We start from the raw sequence: 13879 nt of genomic DNA on the forward strand, positions 1-13879 counted from the left end.
AGCATCGTGCGGGCAATTTTCAGGGTCGCTTCGCGCTCGCCTTCAGAGCGTCCTTTCTCGATGCCGCGCTGTTCGCCGCGTTGTTCACCAAGCTGGATACCTTCCTGACGCCCTTCTTCACGGCCCTTTTGTTCCAGTCGTTGTGCAATAGTCATTAAAATCTCCTCGTGTTGCGGTGACCGGCGGGCCAGTTCCTGCAGGAATGCCTCGGGTCTGGCCGTGTCTCCCGTCTGCAGCATCCAGTTCATCAAAGTGACCAGCTGCTCATCGGTAGTGTAACCCGCAATCAGCAGGGTGACCAGATGTTCGGTCAGCTCGGCCAGGTCGCGGGTTTGTGCGTGCTTCAGCATCAGTTCCAGCAGGGCCATCCGGCGGTGCTTCATGATTTCATCGTCATCGATGGCGCCAACATCAATGAGGGGAAAATCACCGGTATACAGTTTTCGTGCTGTTTCCGGGCTGGCAAACAGCTCCGTCCAGTTCAGCGTCCAGGGCCAGGGGCTGCCACGGCCGTGTGAAAACAGCAGCGGAATAACCAGCGGCAGCTGCTCATGGCCGGCATCCAGGTGTTTCTGCATGGCGGCAATGGAGTACCGCATGAGTCTGAACGCCATATGCCTGTCCGGACGGCTCTGGTGCTCAATGAGCGTGTAAATGTATCCCTCTCCCTCTGTGGTCTTCAGGGAGTACAGCACGTCGGCAAAATAGGTTCGCAGATTTTCCTCAATAAAGGATCCGGACTCCAGCTGCAGGGTGGTCAGGTCGCACAGCTGCAGTAACTCCGCGGGCAGATGCAGGGCCAGAAAATCCCGGGCGGTATCCGTGTGGGTCAGGAAGGTTTTAAACAGCCCGTCATGGGGAACCGGTGACTTCCCCCCCTTTCCTTTTCTGCCTGACATTCCGATTCTCCGTTGGTTTAAGTGTGCTCATCCGGCAGTATTATACCGGAGCAGAGGTCCTGGTACCTTCTGTTTGGCCCAGCGGAAGCGAAGCTACAAAATGCGACATTTGACGTTTATCATAACGGCGGGCTCTGTTGAACCCACCGTAAGTCGTTATCTAAAATTACAGGTGCGTTTTAAACCATTCTGTCTGAATGCTGATAACCTGCTTAAAGTGCTCTCCTGCATAAATGTCGTAATGGCGGGCACTGCTTTCCTCATATAGCCTTTTTTCTTTGGCCCCCACCGCGTCAAATAAGGCCAGTCCCTGCTCCGGTGGATTAACCGTATCCTGACCAGCAATAACGATCAGGGTCGGGCACATCACCTGTGAGGCATTCAATGCGGGTTTGTACAGAAGAGTTTCGCGCACCGTAAGAAACGGTATTTTAATGTCCATCTTTGGGTACTGCGTTCTGTTTTCTTCGAAAAATGATTTTGATTCTGCATCGCTCAGTACCCGATTGACACCCACAAACATTTCTTTACCGGTGTTTTTCTGCTTTTCAGCCATCTTGTCCAGGGTTGAAAGAAAAGCTTCTTTCTCTTCATTATTCATATTCCCGGTGACTATCTCTTCACCGTCTGCAAAAGCCAGCTGGCTGACAATACATTTGATTCCCGGGTCTCTGACCGCCGCACCAAATACGTGGCATCCCCCAAATGATGTTCCCCACAGGCCAATACGCTGCGCATCAAGGGAGGGCTGTTCTCTTGCCCAGTTAACAACAGAGATAATATCGTCAATTTGCATAGCAGGAACTAAACGGCCGCGTTCGCCGTCACTGTCCCCGAAACCACGGTAATCAAACGTGATGGTGGAAAATCCGGCGCGGGTAAATGCTTCAGCAAAATCAGGTAGCAGAATTTCTCTGATACCACAGAAGCCATGGCACAAAATGATCGCCGGGCTTTTTGTACTGTTGGAGGGCGAGCGAAGCGTCAGAACGATGCCGTCAGACAGTTTTTGTGTTGAAATTTCCATCAATATATATGTCCTTTTATCAAGTTAGTCATTAAAAGCAAAATTAATCCTCTGGAATCTTTTCTTCCTGCAATGCATTGTTAAGGTTTCGATAGCAGACGCTGTTTCACGATATTTTTTCACCAGAAAGGTTCCCGGCATCCGCGTTTCCGGCTGCTTTCCTTACGCGAAGAATGGTCTGCCGTGTAGTGCTAAACTCACGGGCAATAGCACTAGGCTGTGTCCCTTAATTACATAACTTTTTGTAAAACAGTCTGATACAACCCAGTTTTACCATCGCCAGATAATTCCTCGCCGTTTTGTCGTAACGTGTGGCGATGCGACGATATTCTTTCAGGCGACCAAAGCAACGTTCAACAACATTGCGATTGCGATAGGCATCACGATCGAACTGTGAACGACCATCCAACGCCATTTTCTCATTTGATTTGCGAGGAATGACAGTTTTTATACCTTTGTTTTTCAGCTCGTTACGTAACGCATGTCCTGAGTAGGCTTTATCAGCCAGTACGGCATGACCACGTCGCTTCATGCTACCGTTCTGGCGCTGAACACCAATGCCGTCCAGCAGACGTTGTGCAAACTGGCTTTCATGGGCTTGTCCGGGACTCAGCACGATATTTAACGGCAGACCGCTTCCGTCTGTCGCCAGATGGATTTTGGTGCCAAAACCACCGCGAGAGCGACCCAGACTGTTATCTCCTGTGATATCGGTATGTTTTTTTGTGCTCCGGCGGCACATCTGAGTGCACGGATATTGCTGCCATCCAGCGCCGTCGCTGACCAGTCAACGAGGCCATGAGCGTCAAGAGAAGAAAGTAACTTATTGAAAATAATGTTAATCACTCCTGACTTTGACCACCGGTTAAAACGGTTGTAAACGGTCTTCCATGGACCATATCGCTCAGGCAAATCGCGCCTGGGTGCGCCTGAACACCGCACCCAGAACATGCCGTTAATGATCATACGATGTTCTGCCCACGGTCGTCCGGCGCGTGGTGTTGCGGGTTCTGCCGGTAATAAGGGCTGGATGAGAGTCCACGCTTCATCGGGTAGGTCGTAGCGAGCCATGGTTCAACATGTAGTGGAAACAGACAGTTACTATAGCTCAGGTAATTAAGGGACACAGCCTAATACTTACTCCAGCGTTAAGACGTTCCAGCACCACCTGCTGCTGTTCCCCATTGAGTGACGAAGGACGCCCGAAGCGTTTTCCCGAAGCCCTGGCTCTTGCAATCCCTGAATGTGTACGCTCAATCAGCAGGTCTTTCTCAAACTCAGCGACGGCCGAAATCACCTGCATGGTCATCCTGCCGGCCGCGCTGGTGAGGTCCACGCCGCCCAGCGCGAGACAGTGTACGCGAATACCGGACGCTGCCAGTTGTTCCACCGTTTTCCTGACGTCCATAGCATTTCGTCCAAGACGATCCAGTTTGGTGACAATCAGCACGTCACCATTTTCCATTCTGTCGAGCAGACGGGTAAATCCAGGCCGCTCACTGGCAGCAACCGAACCACTGATGTGCTCCTCAATCAGTCTCTGGGATTTGACGGCAAAACCAGCAGCTTCTATTTCCCTGCGCTGGTTTTCCGTGTTCTGCTCCAGTGTGGAAACACGGCAGTAGGCAAAAACGCGTGACATGATGAAAATCTCCGACCGAAAAGGATGTACGAATCATAATGCATATCCGAAAGTAATTTCACTTACTTTCGGACAGCATTAAGACCCTGTGTACGAAACCGAACGGTTTCGGATATTGGCAAATGTCGTGAAATCGCACCTTCGCTCCCATTGGGCCCTGGTGGCGCTTGCGCTGGCCAGACAGAACGGAGATGTGCTGTCACCGGCACAGGAAAATCTCTTTCTCACCCGCTGGCTGGCGACCGCGCTGAAGCAACGACGTTTTTCGCGTGATGTGGCGCCCGATATCGAGTGGCTTCTGAAACAGGGACGCCAGTTGGGTGTCAGCGCGAAGCTGGCCAGCAAGCTGAATTACCTCTGGCGCTCCTGCACCGGCGAACTGTCTGAGCAAAACGACCTATTCCGGCTGACCTATGCCCTGGAAACCGCGAAGGACATGAGCTGGAATTACCGTCTGTTGAGCGATCGGGAATGGGCCGGGCGGTATGCCTTAGCCCTGAATGCCGGCGTGAACGGCATTTATCTCTCACGAACTAACCTCGACGCTGCCTTTGACGACGATGGGCGACAGATAAATCCGCTGCTGACGCGCCTGACCGGTAATGTGGGGGGCGTGGTAAAGCTGTTTAACTGGTGTGGCTGGCAGGCTGATCCAGCACAGGATACTACCCTGCCTCACCAGTTTATGTTGGTCTCCAGTCGGGATGCCGGATAGGTTATCCTTATTACATATGTAATACATTTGTAATCACTCATCAACTACCAAAGGCGTAATGCAGGGTGATGGTATATTGGTTGCAATAACACATGAGGTCACTATAATACAGTTAAGGATGCAGCAGACTGGTTAATCCAGACATCCCGCTACCAGCGTAAGCTGGTCAGGCCAAGTCCGGTAAAGGCGCTTCTGAATACCAGAGATACTTTCTGGCGAAACCCACCTTAAGGTGGGTTTTGTTATTTTAGGGGTGTGGTAAGGGCTTTCCTGCCAGTAACTTGCTGGCGATAACGAAGAATCCCACCTTTCCGCCTCCGGGTTTGGAATCAACGGCATAGGCGCTGGTTACATGAATCCGCAGCTTCTTCCGCTCCCTGAACGCCCTGAAGGGTACGTGATAGAAGCAGGTCTCCCCTTCTTCGTTCAACGCTTCAATAACTGCGTAGCTGCCGTAACCGGCATGAATAATTCGCTGGCGATCGAGGGAAAGTACCAGGTCTTTAAGGTAGCGTTGCGCCAGACTGTAACGGACATTGCAGAATGGTCGGGATTCTTTTGGCGAATGGTACATCAGCGTTCGTTTTTCCTCTTCACTCTGCTCAGGATAATCCTTGCAAAAACAGTGAAACGAGTATGAAACGATGAATTTGTATACCTTATCTTCTTTACCTTCACTGCGGTGTGTGTAAACGACCTCATGGGCATCAAGAAAAGAAAGATCCCAGGTTACACCATCTTTATCAGTGAAAGGCCTCCATTTTGCCACCTCGTCAATATTCACACCTTCCCCTCATGCAGCATGCCAACACCTCTGTCTTGCTGACGTCCGCTCTCTGAGGCGTCTCGCCGGCTATTTTACCACAATCCCTTATTTTACAGGGGATGGAGTATTACAAAAGTCATCATTATGAATTTCTTATGTAATACATAAGTATTCTATCTTCTGACAAGAAGATGGCTGTAATCACGGTGATCCAGCGAAAATGTGACACCCAGCTGTGGCGCCACGTCCAGCGCAAAAACCTTCAGATACACCTCCGTGCTTTCATAGCGTTCATGCCCCATATAGGCCTGGACGACTTTCGGCGGTACGTGGTTGAAAAACAGATGCATGGCAAAACTGTGCCGCAGCGTCTTTGGATTGATGGCCGGGAGCGCAAATTCAATCCCCTCTTCCCTGGCCCTGTCGATCGCCTGTTGCATCCACAGCCATGCTGTTTTCCTGCTGACTGCAAACAGGGGGCGTCGACGGCCGGTTCTGAACGTGGCCAGATAGCGGCGAAGCTGATCGACATATGCGGCATCGAGCAGCGGCACTATGCGGGCTATCTTTTCATCCGCTGACGGTCGTCCCCTTCCCCGCTGGCGTTGTTTCAGTGTGCGTAACCGGATGCAGGGGCGTGGACCATCAAGTTGCAAATCCTCCGGTGTGATGGTCAGGGCTTCAGTAATGCGGGCTCCGGTATTCCACAGTGTGGCAAACAGCATACGCTGGCGCTCATCCGGCAGATAATGCAGCAATACGGCAACTTCGGGCGCCAGCAGATATTTAGGGAGATATGGCTGCAGCAGCGCCATACCACGCAGCGCGATGGCTGTCTCATAGTTCGTCGCAGGGACAGGGCTGTCGCCCGCAATCATCAGCATTCTTCCCTCCCCCTTCTTTTTTGTGTATTACATTAAGATTACCTATGTAATTCTAATGAATTACATAAACACCCTCTCAGGCCAGTTAAATCGCACCCATGTTTTTCGCCTCAGCCATAAACGTCTCATAATGGCTTTCAGGGATGGCGACCGGGATTGTTCTGCGGTTGTACAGTTGCATCAGCAACAACGTGCGATGGCGACCGTCTGATACGCCAGAGTCCCTGATTGAAACCTGCGGGTATTCAACAGTACCTTTCGCGATGTAGGTTTTGATCCTGTGCCACCGGCGCGGGTCGATGCAGAATGCTCCGTCACCAAGAACGCTGAGAAAGGCCAGTCCGTCGACCTCAACTATCCTCACTGGCTGATGATGAAGCGACTGGGGCAGATAAAACTGCAGGTCCTCAAAAGCCGGAAACGTGAGACCTGACTCGTCCCGGGGGATCGCCTCAAAGGACGTAAAGGGATACTTCGTCATATAGGTCTGCATGAAGGTGTCCAGGTCTGTCTCGATCCTGGAGAACCACTCTGGTTTGGGCAAAAACGCTTTATCCCGTTCCCGCATCTCTCTGATTTTGTCGCCGAACAGGTCTTCCAGGCTGATGTTAACCTTCATTCTGCACTCCGGTTGCTGAATAAAAACAAAACCACGGCCCGGCAGGAACAGCAACATCGGTATCCCGGGGTGGGGTGTCACGTATCAGTCGTGATGTACTTCATTTGTATTACACAGGTGCGCTGTGCAAATTCTGTCGGGTAATACCCCTGCCAGTTATAAATTATTCGCGTAGCGTAATCACGACGTTCATACTTATTCTGACACCTCCGAAGCCCGTATGCCACGGGAATAATTCGCCGGGGTTGTTTCTGCGAGGTAACAAAAATCGAAATATGCGTGTTCTGATACCTGGCTATTTTCGGCCTGGTGCAGGGAGTGTCGGGGAAAAACGCCCTGTTCTGCCGTGAAGCCGGGCAGGTCGCGGCCCGGAGCGAAAAGTTGCCAGATGCATGGCAGTGAAACACTCTACCTGTTTTGTCTAATTATCCGCTGAAGACAGTGAAATACCGGTTAAATGTAATTTAAAAGAATTACATGTGTAATGCTTGAGTATTACATTTTGATTTTTGTATGAAATGCACAGTTACGCTGCTCTCCGCGCTCAGTTGCGGTATTCTGGATCGTATATGGGCGTTATCCAGACGGAGGTGGGTTATGGCAAGCTGGTTAGATAAAGCCAGAGATAACATGCTGCGATATTCTTCGGGTCAGGCGTGGCCGGCAGTAATGAAAGAGTGGTCGGTCACCGGAGGATTTATAGACTCGCACTCCATCAACAAAACCTGCGAGCTGTGTGACAACGAAGGACTGCGCTATCAGTTTCAGATAACCAACGTGCTCACACATTATTCACTCTGGGTGGGTTCTACCTGTATTAACAAGTTCGTCCCTGTTTTTGTCGGCGGCAGAGAGCTGCTCGGAGAAGAAAAAGAAGCCGAAGTACGTAAAATTATGGCGGCCGCCAGGGCAACCTCAAGGCAGGAACGCGCAAAATCGGTTCTGGCACAGCTAAAAATCAAAGCACCTGACAGGTTCAGCGATCCGAAATGGGTGGCTAATCTTGATGTCGGGTACTCCGCCAGTCAGCTAAAGATGATTGCGGTGCTTTGTAAAAGCCACCGGATCACCTTTAATTCCGGGGATTTTAAAATCAACACCCGCAAGGCTAACGTTGTTGATCAAATACGGCTTCTGGAACCCTGGCAGTATTTCAATATGAGGGACGCTATCCCCAAAAGCCGGCATAAGCAGTTTGATGCCTGGTTTGCTGCAAAGAGAACAAAATAAGCAAGTCATGTAGTTCTTATGTAATACATAAGAACTACATGTAAACCACAGTAATCAGCGAGGACTGAAACCGGCGTCAGCGAGTGATTTCTGCAGTGCCTGGATGGCATCTTTCATCACCCATGTTTCATCATCGTCGACGGCACAGGCCCGCATTTCTGACCAGGTTAAGCGCTTAACAAATTGTGCCAGCGCCATTGCCTGGCTGTCAGTTAACTCAGTGGTCACGGTAACAGTGGGCATTAGTTGCACTCCTTTTTGTAAGCCAGAAAGATTACTTATGTAGTTCTTATGTATTACAAATATTCCTTGATCATCTCCAGCATTTTTTCCGGTCCTGCTTCCCGGGCCAGATACAGCGCTGCACGCAGCACGGTTGAGTCGGTAATGGTTTTAGTGGTGAGATCCTGAATTTCATCAACCAGTTCGCTGCACATCACTTTTTCCGCCGGTGTCATGCGGATGGTTTTGGGGTTTTCGCTGGTCGTTCTGTTACGGTTGACCTTGACGTTAGAAAGGCGGGTTTTCGCCTCTCCCTGTGCGGTTTCAGGTTTGACCATTGCGGGACGCGCGAGAGGGCCTTTAGCCATTTATGCAGCCTCGTTTGATAAGAGAGTTTCAAGTTCACGCATCAGCGCACGGTAATCGTTCAGGGCGAGGGACCCTTTGTTGTAATACCAGAGCGGGACGCAGGCAACCTGCGCCTGGGAGATGTTCTCATCAGCCCGGATACGGGTTTCCAGGTAGTTATCACGGGTTCGCTCGTTGCTGGCCAGCTGGTCATGAAGATAGGTGTTCATCTTCTTCTTGGCACCATTGTACTCATTGCGGAATACACTGAACCGGGTAAAGCGGGTTTCACGGATCTCATCGAGATAGTCCAGTACGACATCCAGCCCGGTCAGTGCAAAGCTGCCGCCATCGACGGGTATAAGCACATGGTCTGCGGTATATGCCGCGTTCGTGGTGGACAGGTTCAGACCCGGAGAGCAGTCGATGAGGATATAATCGAATTTATCCATCACCGGCTGCAGATGGCGGGACAGTATTTTTTCCCGATGGTGCCGGGTCAGGCAGTTTTCCATAACACGTTCAAACGACGGATCTGATGGAATGATATAAAGGTTATCGATCACCTCTTCACCACTGACGGCCGGGATAATTGCATCAAAAATACTGAAGCGCGGGTTGTTATATAAATCGCAGATGGTGTGGCCATACTGCGCGTAGTATTTTTTTCCGTTAGCCATCACCTCTGTCGAGTTGGCCTGCTGGTCTCCGTCGATAAGCAATACCCGACGCCCGGCATGTGCGAGACTCATGGCGAGGTTGGTGATCGTGGAGGTTTTACCGGCGCCACCCTTGTTATTCATGATGGCAATGATGCGGGTCACTGTGTTAACCAGCGGTGTCAGCTGAGATTGCACTGGAATTTCAGACATGAGAACTCCTCTCTCAATGAAATACAGGTGTATTACGTTTTAGCGACATCTGAGAATCGCTGCGTGCGATTACTATAGCATTACAAATGTAATACACAAGTATTTTTATTGAATTACCTAAGTATTCCATTTCGTGCGACAGATCCTCGCTGGCTGAGGGCTGCACGGGGTATATCATCCGCGCTGTGTTCAGTACCGGGAAATATCGCTGACGTTCTCTTCAGGCTGTGAGGCGCGACCTTGTGCATTGAACGTGATGGTGATGATCTTTCTGGCCAACCCCTCATCTGAGAGAGCATCACCCACACTGACATCGCGAATCAGTGGACTTTCCTCTTTGAACCGCACCGGGTTTCTTGGAGACTAAACTCTCAGTAACAGGAGATCCAAAATGAAATCACAATCCGCCAGACGCTATCCACCTGAACTGCGTGAACGCGCTGTCAGAATGTTGTTGGAACACCGTGATCAGTATGACTCTGAGCCGGATGCCCTTCGTGCCATCTCGTCAAAAATCGGGTGCCATTACGACACCCTACGAGCCTGGCTGCGTCGACATGAACGCAATAATGGTGCAGGTGATGGCGGGCTTACAGGCGATGAGCGTCAGCGACTCAAAGAGCTGGAGCAGGAGGTTCGTGAGCTGCGGCGCAGCAACGATATTCTGCGCCAGGCCTCGGCTTATTTTGCGAAGGCGGAGTACGACCGTCTGTGGAAAAAATAATGCCGCTGCTGGATACCCTCAGCGGTAGTCACGGGGTCGGACCGGTATGTCATGAGCTGAATATCGCCCCGTCGACGTACTACCGGCACCGTGAATACCGCCAGCATCCGGAGAAACGTAGTCAGCGTGACCACCGTGACGACCAGTTGAAACCGGAAATACAACGAGTGTATGACGAAAATTACAGCGTCTATGGCATCCGTAAAGTCTGGAGGCAGTTGCAGCGTGAGGGCTTCAGCGTAGCCAGATGCACCATCGCGCGACTGATGAAGGCTATGGGTCTGGCCGGAGTTCTTCGGGGAAAAAAAGTGCGGACTACGGTTAGCCGGAAAGACGTTGCGGCAAGCGACAGGGTAAACCGTCAGTTCGTGGCAGAACGGCCCAATCAGCTTTGGGTGGCAGATTTTACGTACGTGAGCACCTGGCAGGGGTTCGCCTACGTGGCGTTCATCATCGACGTATTCGCAGGCGTTATCGTGGGCTGGCGGGTGTCATCGTCGATGGAAACCACGTTCGTACTGGATGCGCTGGAACAGGCTCTGTGGGCCCGGCGGCCGTCCGGCACTATCCATCACTCGGATAAAGGCTCGCAGTACGTATCGCTGGCGTACACACAGCGACTGCAGGAAGCGGCTCTTCTGGCTTCAACGGGCAGCACAGGTGACTCTTATGATAATGCCATGGCCGAAAGTATTAACGGGCAGTATAAAGCGGAGGTGATACACCGGCAGAGCTGGAAAAACCGACAGGAAGTGGAGCTGGCCACACTGGCATGGGTGGACTGGTACAACAATCGTCGGCTGCTTGAGCGGCTCGGCCATATCCCACCTGCTGAAGCAGAAAAAGCATATTACGCTTCCATCGGAAAAAAGGATCTGGCAGCCTGAGCTTCCGGACTTAACTCTCTCCCACAAAACCGGTACGGTTCAGTACGTGCCGAATAAACTGGGTTATTCAGGCTGCTGAATTTGCATGGATTTTAGCGGTTATTCCTGGTCAGAATGGGATGACTGGCGGTATAATGAGCGTGGCGCTTGAGGCTTTTTGCCTCATGACGTTTCAGTGGTTTGGATGTTGTGCGGCAGAAAGAAGAAAGCCCCGAGTAATTTTTCAATTAACCCGAGGCTCAATCTGCATGCCTAGACACCATCAGATTAGCCGCTTACCTGCCAAATGGCAAGGAGAAGTATGCTATGAAACTGCCGCGAAACGCCCTGATCTGGTGCGTATTAATAGTGTGTCTCACACTGCTGATATTCACTTTCCTGACCCGGAAATCGCTCTGCGAAATCCGGTACCGGGACGGAAACAGGGAGGTGGCGGCTTTCATGGCTTACGAATCCGGTAAGTAGCAACCTGGAGCGGGGGGCAACCCCCGCTTTTCAGGGAAAATGATGCAGTCTGGTAAGTCCTGAAGCGCCTTTTTGAAGGGACTGTCTGAGCAATCGGGCAGTCCCTTTTACTCTTCTGCCAGCCGCAAAACTGCGGCCCTGCGCTTGCAGCTGCCGTACCGGCAGCGCCGCTTTCACTGGCCGTCACGGACGGCCGCTAAGGAAAACCGGTAAACCGGCTTCTTCCGGCGCCCACTTTGCCCCCGTTGTCAGCGGTGTTCACTTTTGCTGTGACTGACGCTGCCCTGTTCCGGTCCATAAACAAGGGTCGGCTGAAGCCTGATGCCGGCACCCGTTCGCACTCCCTCCCTCTGGTCAGTCGCTTGCGCTGCGGCTTTGTCATCCCCCTTGTTTCCGTCCCCGATGGAACAGGGCGGTCATGTGTCACAGCAACGTGCTCCCCGCCTTCCGGAAACGGAAAAGGGAGGACACCAGAAAGAAGCCGAAGGAGACCATCATGACCACGACCGCAGCGACTATTCCCCAGACTGAGCAGGTAACACGTATTGAAATCACCCACCCACGCCAGCGCCAGGTGTTCGTGCCGCGCCTGTTTGCGACGCCGTTTGGCGAACAACTGGTGCAGTCATTTCTGGACAGACACAGCAACTACGACGGCGGCATGTGGCAATTCTGGGAAGTGCCGCGCGGGATTAGCGGCCATGTCGGCCCACATACAGACATCATCACTACCCGCCCGACCGGGTATATGACCCCACCAGAGGGCACTTACCAGCTGAGCATTCCGGGCAATTATTTTGACGAAGAAGTCTCCGCAGACGCTGCCGGGATCATTGCCACGCTGTTCGTACTTAACCAGCTGTGCTGGAAAACCTCAGAAATGGGACCGCAGTACGCGCAGACCTGCCAGAACCTGGTTGACCGCCAGGATGCCCTGAAAGACTACGTGAGCATTATTGAGCATCCGGAACGCAGCAAAATCTTCCGCGCCATTGACTGACACCGCCAGGACCCGGGCAGGGTGCCCGGGTCAAATAAGGAGAACGAGAACATGATTAACGCATCCGAAATAATGGAAGGCCTGACGATTCTGGCCCGCTGGCTCGAAGACAATATCAACTGTGAATCAGAACTCTGTTTTGATGACCCGGAGACCGGGACGGATTCCGAAAAAATCCTGCCCTGCGTGGAAGCCGCGCTGTCACTGATGGCCGCTACGTTACGCAATGACGGCCAGGAACCCGGTAGTGAGATCCGGATTCGTGCCCAGGGGGAAGCCAACAGCTATGTGCTGCTGAAAGAAAAGACCTGGTTTGCTCAGGTACTGATGAATGGCGAAATGACCACGACCCGACAGGAAGGTTGTTTACGGGCAATGGTTGCGGGGCTGAATAACGTGCGCGGAGCTGAATAAGATGGCAGATACGATAACGGGGATCAGGATGCTGGCCGCGATGGCCATCGAAAGAGACTGGCCGACTTTCCGGGAACCGGATAACGCTGACCGATCAGCTATGGCCGCAGAAATACTCTGCTACTTCGCCCGCCAGACCGGGCTTGCCCGCAGCGATGAATCCGTAGACACCATCATGGGCGATCTGATCACCGATTTGATGCACCTGTGTGACAGACTGGACATCGATTTTTCCGGGGTGCTGACAGTTTCATCTATGCACCATGAAGATGAGTCTGAAGGCTGATCTGCGGCCCCTGCTGAAGCCCCCGCGCATCGAGCGCGGAGACTTCAGAACCCCGCCTGCCAGAGTTGTGCCAGCCATTCAGGGCAGCATTCTCTGAAGCATCTCAAGGGCTTTCGATTTGCTGACCTGAGGGCGTGACATGAGCGGCATCAGACCCTGTACGGAAAGTGTGATCGTGGCTAACTCTATGGCCCGCTTAACTTCCGGCGCATTTTCGTAGTCTTTGTAAGAACGCAGGCAAACACCCAGCTCCTCAGCTGCCCTGTCACGGCTCCAGCCAAGGCTTTTTCGCCATAATCGGAGTTCAAATCCGGTCATTTTATACCTGAAAAAAGTGCAGAAATTGCACTTATTCTACCTCAATAATCAATCGAATTTCGAGGCATAAAAGCGCCACAATCAAAGAAATTCAAACCCGCCCGGGCCCCTTCGGCTTCCCGGTGAACCGGGTCGTCGCCTGCACTTCGCCGGGCGTCCACGCGGTGGCCACCAGGCTACGCGGAGCCAGGACGTGGCCTGTCTCCGTCCCGCTGGGATAGCAAGCGATGCCTGAAGGGCGGCGTGAGCAGCTGCCGTCCCGGCAGCGCCACTTTCACTGGCCGTCTCTGACGGCCGCTAAGGAAAGCCGGTAAACCGGCTTCTTCCGGCGCCCACTTTGCCCCGTTGTCAGCGGTGTTCACTTTTGCTGTGACTGACGCTGCCCTGTTCCGGTCCATAAACAAGGGTCGGCTGAAGCCTGATGCCGGCACCCGTTCGCACTCCCTCCCGCTGGTCAGTCGCTTGCGCTGCGGCTTTGTCATCCCCCTTGTTTCCGTCCCCGATGGAACAGGGCGGTCATGTGTCACAGCAACGTGCTCCCCGCCTTCCGGAAACGGAAAA

Annotated in this window: 17 protein-coding genes, 2 pseudogenes and 1 other annotated feature; of the genes and pseudogenes, 8 read left to right on the forward strand and 11 right to left on the reverse strand. The window is 52.4% G+C overall.

Annotated elements, in window-relative coordinates; translation table 11 throughout:
* The 4 genes from FU672_RS23935 to FU672_RS23950 form a co-directional block, all read right to left on the reverse strand.
* The coding region (locus tag FU672_RS23935; protein WP_148245105.1) for an Rpn family recombination-promoting nuclease/putative transposase at positions 1-899 on the reverse strand (899 nt) is incomplete at its 3' end.
* Between the two features lie 166 nt (positions 900-1065).
* Positions 1066-1926, reverse strand: a complete 861-nt coding sequence (gene uilS / locus FU672_RS23940; protein ID WP_148245106.1) for a UilS family quorum-quenching N-acyl-homoserine lactonase — start codon at positions 1924-1926, stop codon at positions 1066-1068.
* Between the two features lie 226 nt (positions 1927-2152).
* A protein-coding gene (locus FU672_RS23945; protein ID WP_148245107.1) for an IS5 family transposase occupies positions 2153-2997 on the reverse strand; the annotation gives its coding sequence in 2 pieces (ribosomal slippage) (positions 2153-2652 and positions 2652-2997; 846 coding nt in all).
* 37 nt (positions 2998-3034) lie between these two features.
* Complete coding sequence (locus FU672_RS23950; RefSeq protein WP_148245108.1) at positions 3035-3568, reverse strand: recombinase family protein; 534 nt, start codon at positions 3566-3568, stop codon at positions 3035-3037.
* Positions 3569-3695: 127 nt separating this feature from the next.
* Between FU672_RS23950 and FU672_RS23955 the strand changes: the two genes are divergently transcribed.
* A complete protein-coding gene (locus tag FU672_RS23955; protein ID WP_262349059.1) occupies positions 3696-4283 on the forward strand; it encodes a DUF2913 family protein in 588 nt (195 codons plus the stop codon).
* A gap of 247 nt (positions 4284-4530) precedes the next feature.
* Here the strand turns inward: FU672_RS23955 and FU672_RS23960 are convergent, their stop codons facing one another.
* The 3 genes from FU672_RS23960 to FU672_RS23970 all read right to left on the reverse strand — a co-directional run bounded on the left by FU672_RS23960 (position 4531) and on the right by FU672_RS23970 (position 6609).
* On the reverse strand, positions 4531-5067 hold the full coding sequence (locus FU672_RS23960) for a YjaZ family protein (protein ID WP_148245110.1): 537 nt from the start codon (positions 5065-5067) through the stop codon (positions 4531-4533).
* A gap of 155 nt (positions 5068-5222) precedes the next feature.
* Entirely contained in the window at positions 5223-5933 is a 711-nt protein-coding gene (locus FU672_RS23965; RefSeq protein ID WP_148245111.1) for a tyrosine-type recombinase/integrase, read from the reverse strand.
* 85 nt (positions 5934-6018) lie between these two features.
* Positions 6019-6609, reverse strand: coding sequence for a hypothetical protein (locus FU672_RS23970; protein ID WP_262349060.1), 591 nt, complete (start codon positions 6607-6609; stop codon positions 6019-6021).
* 540 nt (positions 6610-7149) lie between these two features.
* On the opposite strand from FU672_RS23970, the gene FU672_RS23975 reads away from it, so the two are divergent.
* Positions 7150-7782, forward strand: a complete 633-nt coding sequence (locus tag FU672_RS23975) for a hypothetical protein (protein ID WP_025760328.1) — start codon at positions 7150-7152, stop codon at positions 7780-7782.
* Between the two features lie 54 nt (positions 7783-7836).
* On the opposite strand, the gene FU672_RS23980 is transcribed toward FU672_RS23975, so the two are convergent.
* Genes FU672_RS23980 through FU672_RS23990 form a run of 3 tightly spaced genes read right to left on the reverse strand, consistent with a single transcriptional unit; the run spans position 7837 to position 9224 of the window.
* Positions 7837-8025 carry a DUF7706 family protein gene (locus FU672_RS23980; protein WP_148245112.1) on the reverse strand — a complete coding sequence of 63 codons (189 nt, stop codon included), beginning with the start codon at positions 8023-8025 and terminating at the stop codon, positions 7837-7839.
* 53 nt (positions 8026-8078) lie between these two features.
* A complete protein-coding gene (locus FU672_RS23985) occupies positions 8079-8372 on the reverse strand; it encodes a hypothetical protein (RefSeq protein ID WP_148245113.1) in 294 nt (97 codons plus the stop codon).
* On the reverse strand, positions 8373-9224 hold the full coding sequence (locus FU672_RS23990) for a ParA family protein (RefSeq protein ID WP_148245114.1): 852 nt from the start codon (positions 9222-9224) through the stop codon (positions 8373-8375).
* Between the two features lie 391 nt (positions 9225-9615).
* Here FU672_RS23990 and FU672_RS23995 point away from each other — a divergent pair.
* From FU672_RS23995 to FU672_RS24015, 6 genes and pseudogenes are all read left to right on the forward strand, one after another.
* A protein-coding gene (locus FU672_RS23995; RefSeq protein WP_187360849.1) for an IS3 family transposase occupies positions 9616-10835 on the forward strand; the annotation gives its coding sequence in 2 pieces (ribosomal slippage) (positions 9616-9910 and positions 9910-10835; 1221 coding nt in all).
* Positions 9903-10019 (forward strand) — a sequence feature (AL1L pseudoknot). It overlaps the preceding gene by 117 nt.
* A gap of 248 nt (positions 10836-11083) precedes the next feature.
* Positions 11084-11233 (forward strand): annotated as a pseudogene (locus FU672_RS25315) (DUF5431 family protein); the annotation flags it as partial.
* Positions 11181-11300: a type I toxin-antitoxin system Hok/Gef family toxin gene (locus FU672_RS24000; protein WP_316043736.1), complete on the forward strand. Its 120-nt coding sequence runs from the start codon at positions 11181-11183 to the stop codon at positions 11298-11300. The pseudogene FU672_RS25315 and the gene FU672_RS24000, both read left to right, overlap by 53 nt.
* A 496-nt stretch (positions 11301-11796) precedes the next feature.
* A complete protein-coding gene (locus tag FU672_RS24005) occupies positions 11797-12300 on the forward strand; it encodes an antirestriction protein (protein WP_048796687.1) in 504 nt (167 codons plus the stop codon).
* A 72-nt stretch (positions 12301-12372) separates the two neighbouring features.
* Positions 12373-12498, forward strand: a pseudogene (locus tag FU672_RS25320) (hypothetical protein); the annotation flags it as partial.
* Positions 12499-12715: 217 nt separating this feature from the next.
* Positions 12716-13000, forward strand: a complete 285-nt coding sequence (locus FU672_RS24015) for a hypothetical protein (RefSeq protein WP_148245117.1) — start codon at positions 12716-12718, stop codon at positions 12998-13000.
* Positions 13001-13078: 78 nt separating this feature from the next.
* On the opposite strand, the gene FU672_RS24020 is transcribed toward FU672_RS24015, so the two are convergent.
* Positions 13079-13318 carry a helix-turn-helix domain-containing protein gene (locus FU672_RS24020; RefSeq protein WP_075202125.1) on the reverse strand — a complete coding sequence of 80 codons (240 nt, stop codon included), beginning with the start codon at positions 13316-13318 and terminating at the stop codon, positions 13079-13081.
* Positions 13319-13879 lie beyond the last annotated feature (561 nt).

Source organism: Enterobacter asburiae (genome assembly GCF_008080435.1).
GTDB classification, from domain to species: Bacteria; Pseudomonadota; Gammaproteobacteria; order Enterobacterales; family Enterobacteriaceae; genus Enterobacter; species Enterobacter asburiae_C.